General features: G+C 41.3%; 21 protein-coding genes. 14 read left to right on the top strand and 7 right to left on the bottom strand.

Translation table 11 applies throughout. The features are described from left to right. Positions 1-119 precede the first annotated feature (119 nt). Positions 120-1076: a UV DNA damage repair endonuclease UvsE gene (gene uvsE, locus V7K21_RS00230; RefSeq protein ID WP_335170840.1), complete on the bottom strand. Its 957-nt coding sequence runs from the start codon at positions 1074-1076 to the stop codon at positions 120-122. 137 nt (positions 1077-1213) lie between these two features. Between uvsE and V7K21_RS30515 the strand changes: the two genes are divergently transcribed. The 5 genes from V7K21_RS30515 (at position 1214) to V7K21_RS00210 (ending at position 4704) form a co-directional block, all read left to right on the top strand. Further along, complete coding sequence (locus V7K21_RS30515; RefSeq protein ID WP_442948833.1) at positions 1214-1324, top strand: DUF1206 domain-containing protein; 111 nt, start codon at positions 1214-1216, stop codon at positions 1322-1324. Between the two features lie 33 nt (positions 1325-1357). Continuing rightward, positions 1358-2503 (top strand): glycoside hydrolase family 10 protein, encoded by a 1146-nt coding sequence (locus V7K21_RS00225; protein ID WP_335170839.1) that lies wholly within the window; start codon positions 1358-1360, stop codon positions 2501-2503. Positions 2504-2515: 12 nt separating this feature from the next. Continuing rightward, complete coding sequence (locus tag V7K21_RS00220; protein ID WP_335170838.1) at positions 2516-2947, top strand: DUF2358 domain-containing protein; 432 nt, start codon at positions 2516-2518, stop codon at positions 2945-2947. Between the two features lie 188 nt (positions 2948-3135). After that, positions 3136-3885, top strand: a complete 750-nt coding sequence (locus V7K21_RS00215) for a DUF262 domain-containing protein (RefSeq protein ID WP_335170837.1) — start codon at positions 3136-3138, stop codon at positions 3883-3885. Between the two features lie 57 nt (positions 3886-3942). Then, positions 3943-4704 (top strand): HNH endonuclease, encoded by a 762-nt coding sequence (locus tag V7K21_RS00210; protein WP_335170836.1) that lies wholly within the window; start codon positions 3943-3945, stop codon positions 4702-4704. 102 nt (positions 4705-4806) lie between these two features. Here the strand turns inward: V7K21_RS00210 and uvrA are convergent, their stop codons facing one another. After that, the gene (gene uvrA / locus V7K21_RS00205) at positions 4807-7695 is read right to left on the bottom strand and encodes an excinuclease ABC subunit UvrA (protein ID WP_335170835.1); all 2889 of its coding nucleotides are present in this window, start codon (positions 7693-7695) and stop codon (positions 4807-4809) included. A gap of 181 nt (positions 7696-7876) precedes the next feature. Here uvrA and V7K21_RS00200 point away from each other — a divergent pair, with 181 nt between their 5' ends. The 3 genes from V7K21_RS00200 (at position 7877) to V7K21_RS00190 (ending at position 9608) form a co-directional block, all read left to right on the top strand. Next, the gene (locus V7K21_RS00200; protein WP_335170834.1) at positions 7877-8605 is read left to right on the top strand and encodes a Uma2 family endonuclease; all 729 of its coding nucleotides are present in this window, start codon (positions 7877-7879) and stop codon (positions 8603-8605) included. A gap of 81 nt (positions 8606-8686) precedes the next feature. After that, a complete protein-coding gene (locus V7K21_RS00195) occupies positions 8687-9436 on the top strand; it encodes a Uma2 family endonuclease (RefSeq protein WP_335170833.1) in 750 nt (249 codons plus the stop codon). A 19-nt stretch (positions 9437-9455) separates the two neighbouring features. Next, complete coding sequence (locus V7K21_RS00190; protein WP_335170832.1) at positions 9456-9608, top strand: hypothetical protein; 153 nt, start codon at positions 9456-9458, stop codon at positions 9606-9608. Positions 9609-10007: 399 nt separating this feature from the next. Here V7K21_RS00190 and V7K21_RS00185 read toward each other — a convergent pair whose 3' ends face one another. Continuing rightward, positions 10008-14216 carry an nSTAND1 domain-containing NTPase gene (locus V7K21_RS00185; protein WP_335170831.1) on the bottom strand — a complete coding sequence of 1403 codons (4209 nt, stop codon included), beginning with the start codon at positions 14214-14216 and terminating at the stop codon, positions 10008-10010. A gap of 69 nt (positions 14217-14285) precedes the next feature. On the opposite strand from V7K21_RS00185, the gene V7K21_RS00180 reads away from it, so the two are divergent. Next, positions 14286-14621: a CU044_2847 family protein gene (locus V7K21_RS00180; protein ID WP_334726421.1), complete on the top strand. Its 336-nt coding sequence runs from the start codon at positions 14286-14288 to the stop codon at positions 14619-14621. Positions 14622-15295: 674 nt separating this feature from the next. On the opposite strand, the gene V7K21_RS00175 is transcribed toward V7K21_RS00180, so the two are convergent. From V7K21_RS00175 to V7K21_RS00165, 3 genes are all read right to left on the bottom strand, one after another. Further along, positions 15296-15769, bottom strand: a complete 474-nt coding sequence (locus tag V7K21_RS00175) for a hypothetical protein (protein ID WP_298910981.1) — start codon at positions 15767-15769, stop codon at positions 15296-15298. 245 nt (positions 15770-16014) lie between these two features. Next, complete coding sequence (locus V7K21_RS00170; protein ID WP_335170830.1) at positions 16015-16203, bottom strand: type II toxin-antitoxin system RelE/ParE family toxin; 189 nt, start codon at positions 16201-16203, stop codon at positions 16015-16017. Further along, positions 16187-16477: a type II toxin-antitoxin system Phd/YefM family antitoxin gene (locus tag V7K21_RS00165; protein WP_335170829.1), complete on the bottom strand. Its 291-nt coding sequence runs from the start codon at positions 16475-16477 to the stop codon at positions 16187-16189. The genes V7K21_RS00170 and V7K21_RS00165 overlap by 17 nt, the downstream gene beginning before the upstream one ends. Before the next feature lie 160 nt (positions 16478-16637). Between V7K21_RS00165 and V7K21_RS00160 the strand changes: the two genes are divergently transcribed. From V7K21_RS00160 to V7K21_RS00145, 4 genes are all read left to right on the top strand, one after another. Continuing rightward, positions 16638-19043, top strand: coding sequence for a GH116 family glycosyl hydrolase (locus tag V7K21_RS00160; RefSeq protein ID WP_335170828.1), 2406 nt, complete (start codon positions 16638-16640; stop codon positions 19041-19043). Positions 19044-19309: 266 nt separating this feature from the next. Then, a complete protein-coding gene (locus V7K21_RS00155; protein ID WP_335170827.1) occupies positions 19310-20080 on the top strand; it encodes a cysteine peptidase family C39 domain-containing protein in 771 nt (256 codons plus the stop codon). Between the two features lie 1040 nt (positions 20081-21120). Next, positions 21121-21510: a HetP family heterocyst commitment protein gene (locus V7K21_RS00150; RefSeq protein ID WP_335170826.1), complete on the top strand. Its 390-nt coding sequence runs from the start codon at positions 21121-21123 to the stop codon at positions 21508-21510. A gap of 404 nt (positions 21511-21914) precedes the next feature. Further along, entirely contained in the window at positions 21915-22100 is a 186-nt protein-coding gene (locus tag V7K21_RS00145) for a hypothetical protein (RefSeq protein ID WP_335170825.1), read from the top strand. A 268-nt stretch (positions 22101-22368) separates the two neighbouring features. On the opposite strand, the gene rpe is transcribed toward V7K21_RS00145, so the two are convergent. Beyond that, complete coding sequence (gene rpe, locus V7K21_RS00140) at positions 22369-23076, bottom strand: ribulose-phosphate 3-epimerase (protein WP_273766505.1); 708 nt, start codon at positions 23074-23076, stop codon at positions 22369-22371. A 197-nt stretch (positions 23077-23273) separates the two neighbouring features. Here rpe and V7K21_RS00135 point away from each other — a divergent pair, with 197 nt between their 5' ends. Continuing rightward, complete coding sequence (locus V7K21_RS00135) at positions 23274-24869, top strand: S8 family serine peptidase (protein ID WP_335170824.1); 1596 nt, start codon at positions 23274-23276, stop codon at positions 24867-24869. The last annotated feature ends 379 nt before the right edge of the window (positions 24870-25248 follow it).

Raw genomic sequence — 25248 nt, 5'->3', positions numbered from 1 at the left:
AGACACTATTAAGATAGTGATGTACAGTAACAAACCCTGTGAAACCTTACGCACTACATTTATAGTGTTGCATGGGTAACCTCTACAGACTTTCGTCAGTTAAAAACTTTTGTGTTAATTTAAATACAATTATTTTTCATCAGCCACCAAGAGCGCAAATATGCGATCGCTTTTTCTTTTTGTTTGGCTTCGACTTCAATCCACGGTGCTTGGTGGTAGACGTTGGGCATATCGGTAATCAAGTCGCTGTGTTTTCTGTCATTGAAAGCTTGCTCACCATTGGAAATATGGACTAATTGCCAATCTGGATTTGTCCAAGTTTCTTGCGCTGCATAAAACATGGATGTTACACTCGGATGATCGTAGCTATCTAAATTTTCGTGGCAAATATGGTGATGGGCATCAAATACCATCGGCACGCCAGTTTGCTGACATACTGCTAAAATTTCATCGGCGCTATAGGCATATTCATCATTTTCTAGAGTCAAACGGCTTTTGATATTTTCTGGTAGTGAGGAAATTACTTTTACTAGTTGTTCAGCACGTTGAGATTTGCCACCATGAATATTCATCAATGACCAAGGCGATTGCGATAAGCCCAGTAAGTCAAGTGTGCGGGAATGTCCTGCTAGATTATTGATACTTGCTTGTACCACTGAGGAAGAATCAGAACTCAACACTACAAATTGATCTGGATGCAACACCATTCTTATACTCAATGCATTTGCTCGTTGACCGATTGTTGCTAAATTAGCGCTCATTGCCTCTAATATATTTGCACCGATTTCGTCTTCTAAGTCACTTAGAGGAAATAAATTAGAAGACATCCGATACAGCTGAATTTGATTCTGCTGACAAAACGAGAGAGCGTCATGCAAGCGTTGTAAGTTATGCTGATACAGTTCACTCAGAGCGCTTTCACGTTCACTATGGGAAAGTTTTAAGTAGCGTGTGCGCGTCATTGTCCGAAAGCGCACTTGTTTGTCAGAGGTGATGCAAACTAGCCCTAAGTTAGACAGTGTAGTTTTTTGACACTGCTGTGGATTCGGTAAATTTTGGAACTCAATTATAGTCATTAACTATATTTACTAACTGTTGTTTATTTTGAAGATTTTTTAATTTAAACAAGTTCTGCCACTGACTTACGACTACCTAAAGAATGAACTCTTAAGTCACGGCACTCCACTGATTTCACTTTGGTAAATAAAGTCCAGTGCTATCATTGGGACAAGCATGGCTTTTGGGTATTGTGACACTAGGTTTGGTTGCCTATGGGATTTACACAATAATACAGGCGCGGTATCGTTGGCTAATCAATGTTTAGATAGTGCAGCGCCGAGAATTTAAATTTATAGAAATGGCAATAATAGAAACACGTGGTATCTGGCTGACCACTACTGATAGTAAAGTTCTCAGGTCAAAACAACGCATTGCTGAGGCGATGGATTTGCTTGCCGAGACAGGATTTAATGTGGTATTCCCCGTTGTTTGGAACAAGGCAGTAACTTTGTATCCCAGTCAAACAATGCAGCAGACCTTTGGAATCGAAATTGATCCTATGTCTGTAGGTCGCGACCCTTTAGAAGAAGTGGTGGTTGAGGCGCGGCGAGTTGGGTTAAAAGTCATCCCTTGGTTTGAATACGGTTTTGCCAGTTCCTACAATTTGAATGGTGGTGTACTTCTACAGAAAAAACCGGAATGGGCCGCCTATGATTGTAACAGCAACTTACTAAAGAAAAACGGCTTTGAGTGGTTGAATGCACTCGACCCACAGGTACAGGAATTCTTGTTGGATTTGGTGCTGGAAGTTGTGAAAAATTATGATGTGGATGGTGTTCAAGGTGACGATCGCTTTCCAGCATTACCCTGTGAAGGTGGCTATGACGTGGGAACTCTCACCCGCTATCGCCAGGAATTTGATCGCAATCCGCCACAGAACCCTAAAGACAGACAATGGTTACAGTGGCGGGCAGATATTCTCACTGAATTCTTGGCGCGTCTGTACCGGGAGGTGAAAGCAGTTAATCCTAATTTACTGGTAGCGATCGCACCTAATATTTATGATTGGGCATTCCAGGAATATCTGCAAGACTCACCCACCTGGCTGAAGCGGGGAATAGTTGATATGATTCAGCCGCAGATTTATCGCCGTGACTTTAGGAGTTATCAGGCGATCGCTGATAAACTAATAAACCAGCAGTTCACAGATGCAACATTGCCAAAGTTAGCACCGGGAATATTGATGAAGCTTGGTAGTTATTGTATTAGTCCAGAATATTTAGTGCAGGCAATTGAATACAATCGCCAACTTGGTATTCAAGGAGAGGTATTCTTTTTTCACGAAGGTTTGCGCGAAAATAATAATACCCTAGCTAAAGTTTTGCGAAATGGTCCTTATGCTAAGTCTGCATCATTTCCTACTCTGTCAGATTTGAATAAAGGTGGTGTGAGCAACAAGAAGACATATTCTATTTGGCAAAAGTTGTTAAAAAATACTTTTTAATGGAAAAGGCGCGTGGAATCTCAATTATCAGTGGAACAGGTAATTAAGACTTTAAAAGAGGATTTACCAACACTTTTTGAAAAAGATATTACATATCACATTTATACAGATGATATCTACTTTAAAGACCCGGTAAATACATTCAAATACAAATTTAACTATCGCATTATATTTTGGACTTTGCGATTTCATGCTCGGCTATTTTTTACCCAAATTTACTTTGATGTGCATGAGGTTTATCAGTCAGCCGAAGATACAATTTTAGCAAAGTGGACAGTGCGGGGAGTGTTGCGCGTTCCTTGGAAAGCAAGGTTGCTTTTTAATGGTTATTCAACGTATAAATTAAACCAAGATAATTTTATATATGAGCATATCGATACATGGGATCGCAAACCAGGGGAGATTTTAAAGCAGTTTTGGCAAAGGGGAGATATGGTTAATTAGCTGTTTTTCCCAAAAAAACCTCCATTGACAATTATTCCCAAAATCTTTGCCTGCACTGCCTCCTGGCGTTTTTTAGTCTCCTCAAACTCACGTTTATTTACATCTCAACGATTTGCCTAATAAAAATTGTAATATCTGTAATATATAATAAATTACTAGAGCAATTTTATACTTGAAGAGTAACAAAAATGGCAAAGGACAATCTAAAGGTCAGTTTAGATGCACTTGTACCAAGAGAAGCATTTGAAGTACAAGGACAGCAAGGCCAAAATATAGCAAGAATGACTATATCGATTCGTGATTTAGAGGAAAGTTATTTTTTCTATCCATTTTTACGTAAACCTGATTTTCAACGAGAAACTAATGAATGGGATGCTCAGAAAATATGTGAGTTTATAGAAAGTTTTTTAGATGGAGATTTAATACCAGCCGTTATTCTTTGGAGAAGTTCTAGTAGTTATTATTTTGTAATTGATGGTTCGCATCGACTTAGCTCTTTAATAGCCTGGATAAATAATGACTATGGTGATGGTAAAATTTCCAAAAAATTGTATAATGGAGATATAGATGAGCAGAAAACCGCTGATCAGGAGGTAAGAAAACTAATAAACGAAAAGATAGGTTATTACAAGGATTACCAATTCTTAACACAACATCAAGGGCAAGTAAATCCAAAAATTCTTGAAAGAGCAAGAAACTTGGGTGCTTTGGCTATTCAGCTTCAGTGGGTTGAAGGTAATTCATCTAAAGCAGAGGCTTCATTTTTTAAAATTAACCAAAAAGCAGCTCCAATCGGAGAAACAGAGATGCGTTTGCTACAGGCTCGAAAGAAGCCTAATGGTGTGGCTGCTCGTGCCATTATGAGAAGTGGTAATGGTCACAAGTATTGGTCTGAGTTTTCGCAAGAAAAACAGGATGAAATTGAAAAATTAGCCTAAGAAATACATCAAATTATTTTTGAACCTAAACTAAAAAATCCTATAAAAACTACAGATGTGCCAATAGTAGGAAATCTATCAAATTCACAAAAGCATGAATTTATATTAGAATTTGTCAATATAGTTAACGGTATAGAAGTAGTTAACGAATTGGAAATCGAAGACGATCTTACAGGAGAAAAAACTGTAGATTTCTTAAGAAATTGTAGAAAAGTAGCCCAAAGGATAAACAGTAATCATCCTTCATCTCTTGGTTTACACCTATTAGTATATTTTTATACTCATGATGGTAGATATAAAGTTAGTTCATTTTATGGTGTGATTACCTTAATCTTAAACTTAGAAAAAACTAAATCATTTTCTACATTTATAGATGTTAGAAAAGATTTTGAATGGGTAATTTGGTACGACGACATAGTGCCGCAGATAGTAAGTAAGAGCAGTGCAGTCAAGGCAAGAGACAAAGTTAAAGATTTTTATCTAAAAAGCATTGAAAAATTATCACAAGAAATAGATAAGAAAAATATCATAAAAGAGATAGTAGCCGAAAAATCTTTTGGATCATTAAAGATGAAAACTAGAGCTAATATCAGTGAAATCCAAGGTAAAAATTTTTCACGGGAGACAAAAGCGGCAGCTTTTATCAGAGATACTTTACCTAAAGTTCAACGATGTAAAATTTGTGGTGGCTATCTCCACAATCATTCTATATCTATTGACCACAAAACAAGAAAAGCAGATGGTGGCTTAGGTTCTTTAGATAATGCACAGTTGACTCATCCATATTGCAATACAACAGTCAAAATTAAATATTTTTAAACCAGACATAAAGTCTAGATTGATGGCGCTTTACCGCAAAGCCTAAACTTGGCATTCTCAACAAGCTTTGTCAGATGCTTTACCTTTCACTTAAGCACCGTGCTACTTCTTCACCGCCGGATACTGTTTCAAAACCTGCTGCAAATATTGCCCAGTATAAGACCTGGGATTTTTTGCAACTTCCTCCGGTGTACCCACAGCAATCAATTCTCCCCCTTTGTCGCCACCTTCTGGCCCCAAGTCTATCACCCAGTCAGAACAACGAATTACATCTAAGTTGTGTTCAATTACTAATATTGAATTACCTTTATCTACCAACCTTTGCAGTACATCTAATAATTTATGGACATCGTAAAAAGATAACCCTGTTGTGGGTTCATCTATTAAATAAAGTGTCTTTCCTGTGGCGCGTCGAGATAGTTCTGTTGCCAATTTCACCCGTTGCGCTTCACCACCAGATAAGGTAGTCGCAGGTTGTCCTAGTTGGACATAACCCAACCCGACATCAAATAATGTTTGCAAGCGGGCGATCGCTTTCGGAATATTTTGGAAAAAGTCTAAACTTTCCTCAACTGTCATTCTCAGAACATCAGAAATAGACTTATCTTTGTACTTAACTTGCAAAGTTTCACGGTTGTATCTTGCACCTTTACAAATTTCGCATTGCACGTAAACATCTGGGAGAAAGTTCATTTCAATAACATTCACACCCTGTCCACTACAAGCTTCGCAACGTCCACCTTTAACATTGAAGGAAAATTGTCCAGGTTTGTAGCCCCTAGCTTTAGCTTCTACTGTTTGGGAAAATACATCACGAATGGCATCAAAAATTCCTGTGTAAGTTGCAGGGTTAGAACGTGGTGTGCGTCCAATTGGGGATTGATCGATAACGATCGCTTTATCAATCGCGTTCAATCCCTGAATCTTATCCAAATGTCTCGGTAAAGGAACTTTCTTAGTTAAATGATGTTGCAGAGATGGATACAGTAATTCGTTAATCAGGGTAGATTTGCCAGAACCAGACACACCAGTAATAGAGACAAGTTTACCTAATGGAATTTCTACATCTATATTTTGTAAATTGTTGCGATGGGCATTTTTAATTCCCAAACTGCGCCCATTTCCTTCTCGGCGTTCTGCTGGTGTGGTAATTACCCGTCTTCCTGATAAATATGCACCCGTCAAGGAATCTTCTGCTGCTAATAATGCCTGAAAATCACCTTGGGCAATGATATTTCCACCGTGAATTCCTGCACCAGGGCCAATATCAACTATATAATTAGCTGCGCGAATTGTTTCTTCATCGTGTTCAACGACAATTAATGTATTACCCAAATCGCGCAATTTTGTTAAGGTTTTAAGCAACCTGCCATTATCTCGTTGATGCAAACCAATACTCGGTTCATCTAAAACGTAGAGAACTCCTGTTAAACCAGAACCAATTTGCGTTGCTAGACGAATTCGTTGGGCTTCGCCACCAGAAAGGGTCATGGCTGGACGGTCAAGGGTGAGGTAATCTAAACCTACATCTAACAAAAACTGCAATCTAGCTTTGATTTCTCTCAGGACTAAATCAGCAATTTGTAACTGGCGATCGCTCAACTTGAATTGCTCAATTCTCTCTCGACAATCCCGAATTGATACCCCAGTTAATTCTAAAATTCCATATTGTCCCAACTTCACCGCTAAGGCTTCCGGTTTTAACCGTTTTCCCTGACAAACTTCACACGGCTGATCAATTAAAAACTGCTCTAATTTTTGCTTAATTAATTCAGAACCACCCTCATACTGCCGTTGCAAAATTGGAATAGCGCCTTTAAAACTCTGTTTCCTCTGTGCCTCTGCGGTTCGTTCATCTTTCTCTCCATACAGAACAATTTGCTGTTGTTCTCCTGTCAGCTTGCTCCAATTTGTCTGTAACTCAAACCCATAAATCTGTCCCACGCTATAGAGTAATTCCAAGTAATAAGAATTATCTTTTTCTGACCAAGGCGCGATCGCAGCATAAACTGGCGCTTCTGGGTCAGGTATAATCAAATCTGGCGCAAATCTTCTTAAAGTCCCGATTCCATGACAGTGCGGACAAGCACCATAAGGTGAGTTAAAGGAGAATAATCGCGGCGATAGTTCCTCCATTACCGCCCCATGTTCTGGACAAGCAAAGTTTTCCGAAAATACTAATTCTTCTTCTTTTTCTTGTCCATCGTCACCAAGTAAACTCACCAGAATCGCCGCAATACCACCCGATTGCTTGAGACACGTAGACAGGGAATCAACCAAACGCTCCTGAATATCAGCCTTTTTCACCAAGCGGTCAATTACTACTTCGATGGTGTGGGTAAAATTTTTATCCAATTCAATGGAATCTGACAGTTCACGGATCTCGCCATTGATCCGCACGCGGACAAAACCTTGAGAAGCCAGACTTGACAAAAGCTTACGGTGTGTGCCTTTTTTTCCTCGGACAACGGGTGCAAGAATTTGGAAGCGGGTACGATCTGGTAATTCCATAATCCGATCGCACATCTCATCGATTGTCTGGGGTGCAATACAGCGATCGCATATCGGACAATGGGGTTCACCAGCCCGACCAAACAATAGCCGCAAATAGTCGTAAATCTCCGTCACTGTACCGACAGTGGAACGGGGGTTATGAGAGGTTGACTTTTGGTCAATGGAAATTGCTGGACTTAAGCCTTCAATCGCTTCCACATCCGGCTTATCCAGTTGTCCTAAAAATTGCCGTGCGTAGGCGCTGAGGGATTCCACGTAGCGACGTTGCCCTTCAGCGAAAATGGTATCAAACGCCAGGGAAGACTTACCAGAACCTGAAACGCCAGTGAAGACAATCAGGCGATCGCGTGGCAATTCCAAGTCAATATTTTTCAGATTATGCTGCCTAGCACCCCGAATCCGAATGGTATTCTGGCTGTTGTGGCTGGGGTAGGCAAGATGTCCATTCAAGGATGCTGCTAGCTGTTTGTCTGACATATTGGGCGGCGAAGAGGGAGTTTCCTATGAAACAGTCCTTAATAATACTATCTTTAATCAGTTTATAGTAGAACAATCGTACTGTTTTAGTTAGTTCTTCCTCCAGATTCATCCCGCAGACATCCTTAAGAGTCTGCTAATTTGGAAGCATCCCGATTTAAATCCTTCTGAGGGCGAAGCTATGGTATTGCAAATCCAACCGCCGACCCAGCTAGAGGTCATCTACCCCGATAGTGACGGACAACCAGTGGCCAATAATACCATACAGTTTGGCTGGATTGTAGAAATTAAGCAGAACATAGAGTGCTTATTTGCTAACGATCCAAATTTATTTGTCGCTGGGGATTTGTTTTGGTATCCGGTAGAGGGACGCAACAAAATTGTTAACGTCCCAGATGTGATGGTGGTATTGGGTAGACCAAAAGGCGTAGGCGTAGCCCGTCGTAGACATCGCTTGTGCTACCAACAATGGAAGGAGGAGGGAGTTGCACCACAAGTAGTGTTTGAAATTCTTTCTCCCAGCAACACCCAAACTGAAATGGACAAAAAATTACTTTTCTACGATCGCTATGGGGTAGAAGAATACTACATTTACGATCCTGATCGGAATAATTTGCGTGGATGGTTGCGTGGTGAAGACGGTTTAGATGTCATCCCCCTAATGGAAGATTGGGTGAGTCCTTGGTTAAAAATTCGCTTTGCTCCATCATCAGAGGGTTTGCAGCTATATCGCCCTGACGGAGAACGGTTTTTAACTTATACAGAAATTTCCCGCAACGCCGAGCAAGAACGACAACGGGCGGAACTTGCAGAACAAGCCAGAAGAGATGCTATACCCCGATTATTACAAATGAATTTGAGCATCGAACAGATTGCCCAAGCTTTGGGATTGTCAGTGGAAGAAGTGTGATCGCTTGCTCAGGAGTAACGCCCTGTGCAATTTTTTGATCGGGCTATTAAAAATTGAAGTTGTAATTGAGATATTCTGATTATGCTAGCCAATGCAGCCACCTATGAAGTTACTTGGGAAAAGTTACCTGGTGATTTTGTTTTAGACGACGAGCCAGTGGATAACATTAATCAGCCAGCCTTGGCCGCAGCTTTAACAGAAAGCTTAGAACTAGCTGGAAGATTGCCAGTCAACGCCTTAACCATGACTAACTATGGTATTTGTGCCACCTTGAATCGCCAATTTGTGGTCAAAGCACCAGATTGGGGATATGTGCCCTCAATTCGGGTGTCAAGAAAGGAAATTAATCGCAGTTATACTCCTAAACTCCAGGGTGATATTCCTGTAATTGTGATGGAATTTCTCTCAGACACTGAAGGTAGTGAGTATTCTATTAAACCAACCTATCCTCCTGGAAAATGGTTTTATTATGAGCAGATTTTACAAGTACCAAACTATGCCATTTTTGAACTAGAGGGCGGAGTTTTAGAAGTTTATCGGTTGGATGATTCAGGACATTATCAACTAAAATCCGCAGACGTAAATAACCGTTACTGGATTGCTGAAATGAACCTGTTTTTAGGCATCTGGGAGGGAGGGCGAGAAAATCGTACAGGTTATTGGTTGCGTTGGTGGGATGAAAATGGAGAGTTATTGTTGTGGGGTTCGGAGTTAGTAGTAAAAGAACAGCAAGAGAAAAATGCTGCTCAAGAGCGTGTAGAACAAGAACGCCAGCGTGCAGAGCAATTAGCAGCCCAGTTAAGAGCCTTGGGAGTCGAACCGGAAGTTTAAGATATTCTTAGCCAAAGCAATGTCTACGACGGGCTACGCCTACGCATTTGCAACTAAAAAAAGTAGTAATATAGCGGTTCCTATTCAAATGCGGTACAACATTACATCGCTGGAACGGCAAAAGCTGTTTGGATTAGTCAAAACCAGGCGTCAGCATCACCCTTTAGATTGACGCTTACACCCAACAAATTTGGGCAAAATCTTATTAAGTTGACACCAATGGATATTATCGTGTCCCTACGCAAGATATTTGTGGTAGCTTTAGTTTGCAGGTTTGTGAAAATGGGATAGTAAGGTAAGTATTTGCCTTTTAATCACCATCATTTACCCTTGGATCTCGGTTGTTGCAGTTCAGAGGTCGGAGTTTCAAGTTCAAAGGTCGAAGTTTCAAGTTCAAAGGTTGAAGTTTCAAGTTCAGAGGTTGAAGTTTCAAGTTCAAAGGTCGGAGTTCCGAGTTCAAAGGTCGGAGTTCCGAGTTCAGAAATCGGAGTTCCGAGTTCTGAAAGTGAAAAGTGGAGTTCTAAGCCTCAACATTGAAGATTAGGGGTTTATTTTTCCTGTTTTCTTCTCATTAATCCCCGCTTTTAACTTCTTCTTCACTCCAAACATATTTGCGGCAGACTTCACAGGCGGCTTTTGCTTCCTCTGTTTGCGGATTGGTGAAGATGGGATGATAGCGGAGGCGGTTACAGCAAACTTCCAGACAGATACGCCAACCAACTCGCCATAATCGTACTGTTTTGTCATGGCTACCACTAATAATTGTCTGTCCATCTGGGCTAAAGGTGACTGCACGAACACAATTTGTATGTCCTCGCAAAGGTTGGCCAATGAGGCGACCCTCAATATCCCATAAGCGTACTGTATTGTCTCTGCTACCACTAACAATCATCTGTCCATCTGGGCTAAAAGCTACTGAATTAACATAATCCTCATGACCTTGGAAAGGTTGACAGATAGGGTTGCCTTGCAAGTCCCACAATCGTACTGTCTTGTCCCAACTACCACTGACAATCATTTGGCCGTCTGGGCTAAAAGCTACTGAATTAACATAATTCTCATGACCTTGTAAAGGTTGACCGATAAGGTTGCCTTGCAAGTCCCACAATCGTACTGTATCGTCCCAACTACCACTGACAATCATTTGTCCATCTGGGCTAAAAGCTACTGAATTAACTAGACATTCATGACCTCGGAAAGGTTGAGCAATGGGATTGCCTTCTAAGTCCCATAACCTTATTGTTCCATTATTATTGCCAGTGACAATCATTTTTCCATCTAGGCTAAAGGCAACTGCACCAACAGAGTTTACATCTCCCTGGAAAGGTGGAGCAATTAAGTTACCTTGGAGATTCCATAACCGTACTGTGCCATCGCAACCACTACTGGCAATAATCTGTCCGTTAGGACTAAAGGCAACTGTCAAAACATAATGTTCATGTCCAAAGAATGAATCACCAATAGGGTTTCCTTGGATGTCCCATAATCTTACTGTGCTGTCGTCACTAGCAGTAACTATCATTTGCCCGTTAGGACTAACGGCAACAGAGGTTACATAATTCTGATGTCCCCGGAAGGGTTGACCAACAGAGTAGCTTTTGATGTCCCACAACAGTACTTTGTTGTGATCACCGCTACTGACAATCTGCTGCCCATCTGGGCTAAAGGCTACCGACCAAAAACTATTTTCTTTGAAAATTGAATTATTTTGCCCGCTCAAAGCTTCGCTGTTCAGCTGTCCTTGGAGGTTCCACAATCGGATCGTGTTGTCATTACTGCTACTAACAATCTGCTGCCCATCTGGGCTAAAAGCTACCGAGTAGACAGTATCCTCGTGACCCCAAAATGGTTGACCAGTGGGGTGTCCCTGGATTTCCCACGACAAGATGTTCTCTAAATTCCACAACCGCAATGTTTTGTCGTTACTACCACTGACAATCATCTTGCCATCTGGACTAAAGGCTACTGCACAAACATTATCCTCATGCCCCTGAAAGGGTTGACCAATCGGTTCACCATGCAAGTTCCACAACCTTACTGTTTTGTCGTTACTACCACTGACAATCATCTTGCCATCTGGACTAAAGGCTACTGCACAAACATTATCCTCATGTCCCTGGAGGGGTTGACCAATCGGTTCACCGTGCAAGTTCCACAACCTTACTGTTCTGTCGCTACTGGCACTAACAATCATCTGTCCATCTAGGCTGAAAGCTACTGACCACACAGCATTCTTATGTCCTATGAAGGGTTGTCCAATGGGCTTGCCTTGCAAGTTCCACAAACGTACTGTCTCATCATAGCTACCACTAGCGATCATCTTGCCATCTGGGCTAAAAGCTACTGACCATACAGAATTCTTGTGTCCGCAAAAAGGGTTACTTATAGAGTTACCCTGTATATTCCATAGCCGTACTTTGTTGTCTAAACTGCCACTAGCAATCATCTTGCCATCTGGGCTAAAAGCTACTGAAGTTACAGATTTTTTATGTCCTTCGAGAGGAATTGGTACTCTGACTATTTCAATTACTCTATGCAAGCAAGTCAGAACTGTGTTGAGAACCTTGTCAGGCATTTGTTCTCGATTTTCACCCATTGATTGAATAGCTAGCAATAGACTATCTAGCGGTTTTACTGTTAGTAAATTTAGTACTCTTGCGGCTTTCTCTCGCAATCGTGATTCAGTCAGTGCCTTTTCTAATGTGGCAATCTGGTGCTGTTCATAAGCAACACTGCGCTGATAAAATTTCTGGGCTGGAGATGATAAATCAGGCTTTAACTTTTCCCAATTTTTTTGCACCTCTGCTAACAATCCTCTTGGCATGAGGTATTTTTCATCTTCTTCCTTGTGCAACCATTCTTGCAAAGCATCTGCTAATCTATCACTCAACTGCCGCAAGTCTCGGTCTTGTTGTCGCCATTCTCGTAACCTCCGCCAACCATCAATTAAGGCTTCATGGGCTAAATCAATCCAAACTTCTTCTTTGGCTTCTGTGTAAGTTACTATTAAGCGTCCTTGGATTAGCTTTTCTATAACTTGTTTTATGACTTGCTCCTCATCTGGTTTTTCACGAGCAAGACTTAACAATTCCTGTTTTGGTTGTCGCTGTCGGGTATCCTTACCTTCTGCACCAGTACGCACCAATTTTAAGAAAATTCGCTTTACCCACGCTTGCGGCTGCTCTGTGAAACTTACATACAGCTTTTCTGCATGACGCTCCAATGCCCCAATGACTCCACCAAGTTCCTTAAACTTAGCCACTGTCAACTGATGTGCTTGCCGATCGCGCTGTTCCCAAAGTTCAGTCAGCGCAAACTGTAATAATGGTAAGCAGCCTTTCTCTTGTCCCACCACTTCTTGCTGGATGGTTCCGAGTAAACCTCTTTCTAACTGATAACCTTGTAAGTTGGCTGGGGATGCGATCGCTTCTTCTAATTCTGCCCCTACTAATGGCGGCATATACACAGCTTGTTCCTGAATTAGTTGCGTCAGCGATTTATAGTTTAAGCAGTATTCTAGAAAATCAGCTCGCATCGTGGTGACAATTGCTAACTGCCCTTGAGAAACTTGGGTTAACAACTCAATAAATCGCTGTCTTTCTTCTTCCTGAGAACCAAGGGTAAAAATTTCTTCAAATTGATCTACCACCAATAAGCAACGCTCAGAACCAGTCAGCCTATAAATTACGGTAGATAAACCTTCTGTGTCAATGAAAGCCGAGATTTCCCTAATTTCCGTACGTTCAAATAACTGCGTAAAGGCTCGTTTTAACTCTGCTAAAGGTTGAACTCCAGGCAAAATTGGTTCTAAGATTCGCCAACCATTTTTTTCTAACACTGGAATCAAACCTGCCCGTACTACGGAAGATTTACCACTCCCCGAAGCGCCAATGATGGGAAGAAAGTTAGCTTGAGTGAGTTTTTGTTGAATTAAGCTAACTACTTTTTGCCGACCAAAAAAGAATTTGGCGTGTTCTTTGTCAAAAGCTTGTAATCCCCGATAGGGAGATTCTTCACTCACCACACTAAGCGCTACCGGATTCTTCGGTGGATACCAAACCAAAGAAATTGACCTACCGCCACCCATGTAAATTGCTTCTTGTCCACTTCCCTTGAGTTCCCGCGATACGAAGCTCATCAAGTCGTTGGCATTGATTTCTCCTGTAGTCTCATCAGCTTTATCCTCAGCAAGTCCTTTGATGACGGCTTTGGTGAAAATCCCACCTTCTGCATCTTCCCGCGCTCTTTCAAAAGCGCGGGAGGCTGTAATTAAGCAGTAGTCTTGTTTGCTATTGAAAACGGAGAAACCAGACCTGATAAAACTTCTCTCTAATAAAGAGCCAGCATAGCAGCAATCCAGCAGTACTACCAAACTGCTGAGTTGAGATTCACTGATTAACGTGTTGAGTTCATCAAAGGTGATCGCATTTTGCCCCTCTTTATTGCAATCTGAAGTAGCCAAATATCCCTTCTTTATACCTGTCAGGCTGGGTGCTTCAAATCCATGTCCGGCAAAATAAATTAATGCCTCCGCACCTTTGGCTTTTTCTAACAAAAATATTCTCAGTGCTAGTCCGAGTTCTTTACCAGTTAACTTTTTATCAGGTGTGATTTCCCAGCGATTCTCACTCTCGATTAACTTGCCAGGTAAAGGCTGAACATCAAATCTACCTTGTTCGCGCAGCAGTTGGGCGATTTGTTCAGCATCATTGACAGCTTTTGGTAGGTTGGTGAAATTGTCATATTTAGCAATTCCCAACACCAGTGCATATCTAGCCATATAATCTAACCTGGCATCCGTTTTAGCCTAATCTTACTAAGAATAACTTCAAGAGTAACTGAGGCTATTATGTCAGAAGTGCAACGTTTAATTATTAAAGAAGACGATCAAGAGTACGAAATCTACGTAGAATCAAATACCGCTTCTGAAGTTCCAGAGGAAGAGGAACCGGGATACCGTGATGGTTTACCCACGCTAAACATTCAAGAATTTCAGGGCAGAATTCGTAACTATGCCAAGTTAGCTGTTGGTGCATTCAAGAATTTACCTGATGCTGAGGAGGTAACAGTTAAGTTTGGCATCAAGCTGGGTGGAAAAACTGGCATTCCGTTTTTAACTGAAGGGTCGGCGGAAAGTAATTTTGAAATTGAGGTTAAGTATAAGTTTCCTGAGAAGAAGCAATAAATAGCGATATAGGGCTTTTCGTTTGTATGCAATACACTTTGACCTCTCTCCAAGCCTCTCTCCTTTTAGGAGAGAGGCTTTGAATTTACTCCCCTTCCCTTGTAGGGAAGGGGCTGGGGGTTAGGTCTGTATTGGACTCAACCCAGAAGCGCAATAGTTGGATTATCGTGCTTACCCATATCCCGCCTGGAAATTTATTTCCGGGCTCATAGCGCAAGTCCACTCAAGTGGACTGAAATCTCTCCTTAGTCTTCTGAAGAGGACTTTAGCTATTAGCAGAGGAATTTAATTCCCCTGCGGGATGACAACAAAGCTGATGATTTGGGACATCTTTATAGTGTCGGCTAGCCTAATTATTACAGAAGCGATCGCTTTTGATTCATCATCATTCACTCATAGAACACGAACTTCCGAGTTCAAAGGGTGAGCGATGTCTTCTCTACGAGACGCTACGCGAACGACGGGCTACGCCTACGCCTTTTACTCACGATCATTCCCCCTTGGATCTCGGACGTTGCTGTTCTGAGCCTAAAGTTCCGAGTTCTAATCTCGAAATTTCATGTTCTGAGAGTGAAGCTTCGAGTTCAGAACTCGGAACGCCGAGCAATTTACTTCAACATCCGAGTTCTGAGCCTCAACATTGCACCTTAGAAGTGCAATCACCAAGCTATTTTCTACAACGCTGCTGCTTGAGGCTTGGATTTCCGAGATTTACGGGCGAACCTTTGCCCCATTTCCTCAACTACTCCATCTAAACCAGCGCCTTGTCCACTAGCTTTGGCATAATTATACACCTGCAAGGCGGCTGCATAAGCTTCACTACCCACTGCTAGCGAAGTATCATCTAGCAACTCTTGTAATTGTGACAAAGACAGCAATACTGGATACAAAGCTTCAAATAATTGAACGTCTTTCCGCATCTCATTAAGGTCAAACGATCGCGGTAAAAACTCTGGATTCTGTGTCGCCACCTCCAATGCTTTGCTTACAAAGGCGCGGCTTTTATCTCCCATTTTGGGTAAAGCTTTCCGCTCCTCGTTACTTAAATCAATCAAAAATGGTAACTTTTCTTTAATTGTGGCGATCGCTTGTAACACAGCATCTCTCTCTGATTGTGCTAGTGCTGCACTAATTGGGGCTGTGGACATAGAAATTAGTCTCCAGTAGGTTGCTTAATTTTAGAGTGCCCACATATACAACAAAAGTACCAACTTCAAAGGGTGAGCGATCGCCACGCTTTCAACAATCAAAATTCTTCTTCCTCGTCAACTTCCTCGCCTATCAGTGGAGCTTGCGAACTATGACGTACATGAAGCACAAAAACAGTATATTCTCGAATAACGAACAAAATTCGGTGCTTATTTCTTGACTTACCGTAAATAAGTTGACGGATTTATTCAGAAAGTGCATCATTTTCTGGAGCTAGAGCGCAACGTAGAGGCTTTTCTTGCAGAGTAGCAATAGTATCCATCAACTCCCGAAACCATTTATCTGCATAAACTGGGTTACGCTGTCTCAACCAAGAGTAAGCATTATCAATTTCAGCTTTTGCAGTCTGAGTCACCCTAACTTGAAATGCCATACTTTTGCTGCATTTCTTGCTCAAATTCGCTAAGGGTAATGGTTCTACCAGCCTCTACATCTTCAAGTCCCTGCTTAATTGAGGCAATCGCTTCCAATCTTTCCAATGCATCCAGCAGTTTTTGGTAAGACTCTGCATCCTGAACCACAAGTTCGGCTTTGCCATTAACCGTCAGCACTACAGGTTTTCCTGTCTGCTTCATTTGCTGTAGGAATTCCAACGTATTGCGTTTAAAGCTAGAGAGCGAATGGATGCCTCGACTAATGTTTAGCATATAGTTGATTATGCATTAAACTTGCACTTCATTTAACCCTATCTCAAAAGGTTCCGTCCAGTACAAAGTTAATTATTATGCTGTCACCGCGTTTTACTTGAGAAAAATCGCACATCGCGCTAGTCTTCATTGACGTAACTGCACGCTGTAACATTAGGCGATGACAAATCAACTCTCTCCAGAAATTCCCTCTTGCACTTGGAGCCGTCCCATCGGTTTAGGCTGGGATAAACCTTATACCGTCCGCTACGCAAGTAATATCGATGATGGCCCTTGGCATGGTATGCCTTTAGGTGGCTTTGGTGCAGGTTGCATCGGTCGTTCTTCACGAGGAAACTTTAACCTGTGGCACATCGACGGTGGTGAGCATACCTTCAAAAATGTTCCCGCTTGTCAATTCAGTGTGTTTGAATCCAATAGCACATCTTCCCAAGCCTACGCTTTATCTACGCAAGCGCCCGAAGATGGCACTCTCAAGGCTTGGCAATGGTATCCGACACTTACCGCTACAAAAGGGACGGGCAATTATCACGCGCTCTACCCACGTAGCTGGTTTGTGTATGAAAATATCTTTCAAGCACAGTTGACATGTGAGCAATTTTCCCCAATCTGGGCAGGTAATTACCAAGAAACTAGTTACCCTGTGGCAATATTCCTCTGGAATGCTCACAACCCTACAGATGCACCGATTACTCTCAGCATCATGCTCACTTGGCAAAATATGGTGGGCTGGTTTACAAATGCCCTTAAATCTCCCCAAGTGCGAGTGCGCGATGATGGGAGTCCGGTTTACGAATACCAACCGCGCTGGAGCGAAAGTCAAGGAAACTATAACCAAATAGTTGAAAATACACAACAGTTTGGCTGTCTTTTAGGTCGGGTTGGTAGTGATCAACCTTTGAAGGAAGGAGATGGAAGCTGGTGTATTGCAACGCTGAAGCATCCCCAGGTGGAAGTATTTCACCACACCCATTGGAATCCTGATGGTACGGGTGATCAGGTGTGGCAAAGCTTTGCTAAAGATGGTTCTTTGCCCAATAATATAGATGTAAATCCAGTAGCAGAAGGTGAACAATTAGGGGCTGCGATCACACTCCGTTTCACTCTCCAACCAGGGGAAACTCTGGAAATCCCCTTTGTCCTCGCTTGGGATTTGCCCATTACAGAATTTGCCGCTGGAGTCAACTATTATCGCAGATACACAGACTTTTTTGATAAAAGTGGAAATAATGCTTGGGCGATCGCATCCACTGCGCTACAAGAATACCAAACCTGGCGATCGCAAATTCAAATTTGGCAAAAACCCATTCTCGACCGGGAAGATTTACCCAATTGGTTTAAGATGGCTCTATTTAATGAGCTTTACGACCTTACCAGTGGCGGTACTCTCTGGAGTGCAGCATCGGAACTTGACCCCATCGGTCAGTTTGCAGTGCTAGAGTGCTTAGATTACCGTTGGTATGAAAGTCTAGATGTGCGGCTGTATGGTTCTTTTGCCCTGCTGATGCTGTTTCCAGAAATAGAAAAGTCGGTGATTCGGGCATTTGCACGGGCGATTCCTGAAGGTGATGACACACCCCGAATAATCGGCTATTACATGACAATTAAGGCAGAAAGTCCGATCGCCGTTCGTAAAGTTCTAGGTGCAACACCCCACGATTTAGGCGCACCGAATGAACATGTTTGGGAGAAAACCAATTACACCAGCTATCAAGACTGCAATTTATGGAAAGATTTGGGTAGCGATTTTGTCTTGCAAGTATACCGCGATTTTTTGCTCACGGGTGCTGACGATGTAGAATTTTTAGCAGATTGCTGGAATGCGATCGTTCAAACCCTCGACTACTTGAAAACTTTTGACATTGATGGCGATGGGATTCCGGAAAATTCTGGTGCGCCTGATCAAACTTTTGATGATTGGCGGTTGCAGGGTGTCAGCGCCTATTGTGGTGGGTTGTGGTTGGCGGCGCTAGAGGCTGCGATCGCAATCAGTGATGTTTTGTTAACGAACCGCAGAGGCACAGAGAACACAGAGGTGCAAAAATCCATCTATGAAGCTTGGTTGGAACAATCTCTTCCTATTTACCAAGAAAAACTTTGGAATGGGCAATATTACAAACTCGATAGTGAAAGTGGTTCCGATGTGGTCATGGCAGATCAATTATGCGGACAATTCTACGCGCGACTACTGGACTTACCTGATATTGTACCGAGCGATCGCGCCCTCTCTGCCCTAAAAACTGTTTATGATGCGTGCTTTTTGAAATTCTGCAATGGTGAATTTGGTGCTGCTAATGGTGTTCGTCCTGACGGTTCACCAGAAAACCCCAAAGCTACTCATCCCCTGGAAGTCTGGACGGGGATAAACTTTGGGCTGGCAGCTTTTCTTGTGCAAATGGGAATGAAAGATGAAGCGTTTCGGTTGACGCAAGCTGTGGTGCAGCAAATTTATGACAATGGTCTGCAATTTCGCACGCCTGAAGCTATCACCGCAGCTGGTACTTTCCGCGCTAGCACTTACTTACGGGCAATGGCGATTTGGGGAATTTACTTAGTTATTAGTTGATTGGCTATCAAAGCGCTTCTCGTTTTGATGCAACACACGTAGGGGTGCACAGCTACCCCTACTAACGGTCATATTCCACGTATGGTGTGTGGGTTGCCAAATTTAGCCCATCTTCATCTGAGAAAGCAGAGTCTAGATTTGTGATTTTATTTTCCGAGTATTTCCGGAAGTCAAGGAAAATTTCAGTAATCGTAATAGTTGAAGGATTGAGAATTCAAGACTACTGTTTCAAAAAATGCAAATATTACTAGCTTTAGTCATAAATCTTGCTAATATTTCCCAGACTACGTTCACAATCAAAAACTAGGCTATGGCGTGCCTATCCTTTTATACTACAACAGCAAAGTTCATCGGATTGTGGCGCTGCGTATTTGGCAATGATTAGCCAATACTGGGACATACGCTTAAACCGCTACAATTTGCGTAACTTAGCACGGGGAGATTGTAGAGGTGGATCTCTCCAGGGTTTAGCAGAAACAGCCCAAACTTCGGGATATGAAGTGCTATTAGTGAGGGCGAGTCTTAGCAAGCTGGACTCGTATTATAACCCGTGGGTAACTCATTGGCAAGGAATTGATTATATAGTTGTCTGGCGAGTTAAAGGCGATCACATATTGATTAGTGATCCAGCCATAGGCAAGGACTGGCTTTTGCGTCCAGATGAAGCTAGCTGGACAGGATATGTCCTACTTTTATACCCTACGGAAAACTTTAATGCCCCCAAAGGTGAGAAACTCTTCTTAGGTTGCTATTGGCAAACATTGTGGCATTACCAAAAATTACTCAGAGAAATTATTCTTACTTCATTATTAGTAAAAGTTTTTAGATTGGCGACTCTCCCATCTACTCAGGTCATTATCGACCAAGTAATGAATGTAAAAAGCTTCTTTACCCTGAACATCTTTGCGATCGGCTTCATACGGGATGAAGCAACTAGCGCCCTCGATATCGAGTCGGAACGTCAATTTCAACAGAACTTAACCCAGATTAATCAAGCTTGTATCACCTTCATCATGTCAACTATATCCTTGTTCTAGACCGAGGTATCCTCGTTAAGCAAGGCACTCATCCATGACTTATGGCAATTGGTGGTTTTTATTACCACTTAGCCCAACTGCAACTACATCTTTAATCTCATTTATATAAATCTGTTAGATGTTAATACACATACAAATTCTTACTGAATAAACTTAGCACTATTCACTTTTAATTAACTTTCACTCTATTAAAAAAATATTTAAAGTTATACAGATTTAGCAGGCTAAATTGTTGAAAACAGTCCATTACGAGTGTTTTTCTAACTTATTTTCTGATAATTAGATGCTAATTATTTTTCAAAACTAGGCTATTTATGACTATTAGATTATGCTCATGAATATTTCATGAGCATGATTTAGCGATTTCATTTATACAAGCTAAAGCTGTAATTTTTATAAATCAATACATCCAAAGGTAATAAATTAAATTGTAATTCCATTAAAAAATTTTAAAACCCTTTCAATGTTTCTAACTACTCAAATTTTTCCAGCCTCTATATATTACTATTTTTATAATTTGTTTTATTTTCTGGTTAATGGTAATATTTTTTAGTGACTCGACAATAATAAAGGTTTTAAATTGATATTGTGTGGGGGGTCAGACCCCTCATTAATTAGCAAAGAAGGACAAAATTAAAAGTTGCACAATCCACAAATAGATATCGAAATATATTCAGTAAATTTAACCTATAAATCTGTTAATCTTGGAAATGACATTAACAGCAAAAAATAGTATATATACAAATAGTGTTGTTAATGCCCAAAGATAAATTTTCTCTACTAGCCCAAAAAAATATGTAAAATTCCCGGAAAATGCTTAATTAAACAGTAGTAAGAAATACAAGCAGGTAAACAGATAAAATTTCTTGAATTAGGAGTTAAAAAAGTTTAAAAGGACAAAATTGTATTTAACAAGAGCCACACGAGAATTTTGTCCTACCAGTTATATAACAAGACCAAAGGTAAATTATTTACCTTTCACTCACTGACAAGCAAAAGCTATAGTTTCCTCTTTACTTCATCCCAGATACCTAAAAACTATGATGAACCAAGACATTGCGAGCATTAGTAGTAACATAGATAAGACGGTGAAAGCTCAACAATTTGACAAAGTAGTTGAAGCAATTCTTGCTGGAAAATATTCCTGGGCATGTGTTTTAATGCTGCGATTTGCTGGCTATAATCCTCTCCATTACATTCCATATCGTACCTATAATCGATTGCTAAAAGAAAACTCTAAAGCCAGTAGGACAAATCAACAGCAAAGTGAAAATATCAAAATGCTGAAACATGCTAATGATTCAATTTCTGATAGTAATGGCTCATCAAGCTGCTTAAGCAAAATCAAAGACCGAGCTTATCTAGAAGTAGTTGGAAAGCAACAAACAGAAATTCGTGGTGGTAGTTTAGATCACAGGTTAGCACAGTAAATTAACGATTATCAATCAATGAAATCGCAATTAAAATCAGAAATCACTCAAGATATTTCCTTGAAACGTTGTGGATCTAATTAAAAACTATTTGGAATCAAGAGATTCTCCTCTAAAGTTGATTGAGAGCCTGCTATGCTAATTTAAAATTTTTAGCATAGCAGGTTTTCTATAGCAGTGATTAATTTAATATTTTTGTTCAAAAATCTGCCAAAATGGCAAATATATACTGATAAGATCGGTAAACTAATAAAAACTACAACTTCAACAAAAATAGAGGTGATTGGCAAGCAAGTTAATTTTAAAAAATAAAATCAATGATTAGTTCTAACTATGAAAGAAATCAAACTGATTACAAAAGTAGTCAGCATTTGATGGAGTAAATAACTCCTACACCAAGACTGATGATGCAACCGTTGCTACTGGTGGTTTTATTTTCGAGGAAATCTGAGCAAAGAGAATTTGGAGCGGTAGCTTCTCCCAATCCAAACTTCACAGAGCTTTCACTGACTGCAGACGGTGGAAGTAATGCTTATAAAGCTTTCTATACTGTGGTTGGTGTTGCTTTAGTTAATAAAGCAAACGCTTAACACCAATACCAGAAACGGAAATAGAAAAGTTTCGGTGAAATCGTTGTCATGGCTGGTAGAACTAGTAGCTCATACGCTTCTCTTTCGACTATTGTAATCCTAGTCCTCCCAACCTGGATTATCTCTGCTTTCTAAACTTTCAATTTATATAGCAACTACTGGAAGTTCAAAACTTGAATAGCTTCCAGTTTTTTTATGTGTAAATAAAAATAAGGTGGGCAATTTACCCACCTTATTTTTTCTGAAGTACAGTTAATCTAAAAATGAATTAAACCTTGGCTAATTCTGGCGTAGGACGCTTGCTGTTGCGAATTGATGTAATAGCCTCAGCATAATCCTTAGCGTTAAATACAGCTGAACCGGCGACAACTGCATTAGCTCCCGCTTCTAAAACTTGCCAAGTATTATTTGCCTTCAGTCCTCCATCCACTTCAATCCAAGGGTCAAGACCACGTTCATCACACATTTGACGCAGCTTGCGGATTTTGGGTAATACACCAGGGATAAAGCTTTGACCACCAAAACCAGGATTGACGCTCATAATCAGTACTAAATCGCACAAATCTAAAACGTATTCAATCAGTTCTAGAGGGCTACCAGGATTAAGTACAACTCCAGCTTTCTTACCAAGTTCTTTAATTTGCCCTAACGTGCGGTGCAGGTGTGGGGAAGCATTATGCTCGCAGTGTACGGTGATATGATCGGCACCGGCCTTGGCAAAATCCTCTACATACTTTTCTGGCTCCACAATCATCAAGTGGACGTCTAGTGGCTTGGTCGTAATCGGACGAATAGCCTCCACAATCAGAGGACCTATCGTAATATTGGGTACAAAACGACCGTCCATTACATCAACATGAATCCAATCTGCTCCAGCCGCGTCTATGGCGCGAATTTCGTCACCCAGACGACTAAAATCGGCTGATAGGATAGATGGAGCAATTACAATGGGCTTTTGAGATCGGTTTTGGGTCATGGCTAGTGGGTTTTAAGCGTCCTCGTCTGTACGCATTGTAACAAAACATTGAGCAAGACTCATAACTTTGATCCCGGCTTTTTTGGGGAGATGGGGAATAGGGGAGAATAAAATTCCTAACTCAACTCCTATCTCCTAACCGGAACTTCGGAAGCCTCCGGCTGCGCTCTTAACTTATAACTTTTAACAACTGACAAATGACTAAAAAACTAACCTGGATAATTTGGGGATTAAGTGCTTCTTGTCTGAGTGCGCCGGTAATTGCTTCAGCTTTAGAATCTACTCTGGGAACTAACGGTATTGATGCTCTGAAGCTACACCAATCTCCTTATAATTTAATTGGTCGTAAGATTGCTATTGGTCAAGTGGAAATTGGCCGACCTGGAATGTTTGGTTGGGATAAGGCGGTGTCTAAAAATCGTGCCATATCTTTAGCGGCAGTATTTTTACGCGATGGCCCAGCTAAATCCAATACTGGTGTTGACCCCCACGCTTACAATGTCGCTGGTGTGATGGTGAGTCATGACAAAGCTTTGCCGGGAGTTGCTCCGGGAGCGCGACTGTATTCATCTGCGGTGGGTTCCACTAAAAACATGGGTCAGCCAGAAGAGTGCTTATCGGCCCAGCACATAGCGCTACAAAATAGTGGCGATGTCCGTGCGATTAACTTTAGCTTTGGTGAACCTCTAAGCCGCGATCCTAGACCAGAGGCGACTTTAGACGGCAATGCTTTACTAACTTTATGTGTTGACTGGTCTAGTCGCGTTCATGATGTTTTGTATGCGATCGCAGGTAATCAAGGCAAGGGCGGTATTCCCATTCCTACAGATAATTTTAACGGAGTGAACGTGGCTTTTTCATCCCGTAGAGGGGGAGTTTTTAACAAAGTAGACGTGGCTAATCTGGCGGGTGCTAACCAAGGAGTGAGTGGAAAGCTAGCTGGAAGAGAATTTGATCTTAATGGGCGTCGCGCTATCAGTTTAGTTGCTCCTGGTAATAACATTCCCTTACTCAATCCAGATGGCAAATTGAATAAGGTCACGGGGACAAGTTTTGCAGCGCCTCAAGTTACAGCTACTGTAGCTCTGTTGCAGGAATTTGCTGACCGACAGATGCGGACAAAACAACCCCACTGGAGCATCGATTCTCGGCATCATCAAGTGATGAAAGCTGTATTGCTGAATTCAGCAGACAAAATCCAAGATAGCGGTGATGGCTTGCGGTTGGGAATGAGCCGGACGCTAATTGATAAACAAAATCAAAACTGGCTAGATTCTGATGCTTATAAAGATCCTAAGATTCCCTTAGATGCCCAAATGGGAGCGGGTCATTTGAACGCATTTCGCGCTTATCAGCAATTTAGTGCTGGTCAATGGCAGCCATCAGCTGCGGTGCCAGCTATTGGTTGGGATTATCATACAGTCGATGCTGGAGCCTCTGTTGACTATCTGTTAGCAAAACCATTAAAGCAGGCAAGTTTTGTTGCTATTACCCTAAGTTGGGATCGATTGGTAGAACTCAACGATAAAAATAAAAACCAGCAATATGACGTGGGCGAAAATTTTCGCGATCGCGGTTTGAATAATCTCGACCTATACTTAGTAAAAGCTGATACTCAAAATTCAGATGCTGGTGCTGTTTGCTCCTCAATCAGCCAAATCGATAGTGTAGAACATATTTTCTGCCCGGTTGCTGCTACTGGCAATTACAAAATCCGCGTCCAGTTTCGGCAAAAGCTCAATGAAGCGACTCAACCCTATAGTTTAGCTTGGTGGAGTGTACCTATCAATTGAAATAGGGGCGCACAACTTTTATTTGTGTCAACTTATAGTCTTTTTCATCTATTTGAACAACACTCCCCTATTGGGGCGCATAGTTGTGCGTCCCTAAAAAAATTGGTATTTCGTGAACTGAGAAAGGTGATTTTATCTTTAAAAACAAAAAAAGGTGGTTATTTTGTGATTAGGTAATCTACAATACTTTTATTGATAAATATAAAAATTTCTAAAAATCGAGATTTTTTCTAAATCGTCTGCATAGCCGCCTAAATTAGGAATTAGCAGCTTTAATACGTTGTGTTTAATAGACCTCTTGCAAAATAAGTTTTATGTTATGGTGGGGGTTTGGAATTTTGAGACAGCTAAACTTAACTCGTAGTTGTAAATTGCTGCG

This window comes from Nostoc sp. (assembly GCF_036919595.1).
GTDB lineage: Bacteria > Cyanobacteriota > Cyanobacteriia > Cyanobacteriales > Nostocaceae > Nostoc.
Note: the sequence above shows the minus strand (reverse complement) of the source record. Positions and strands in the feature narration are given on the sequence as shown.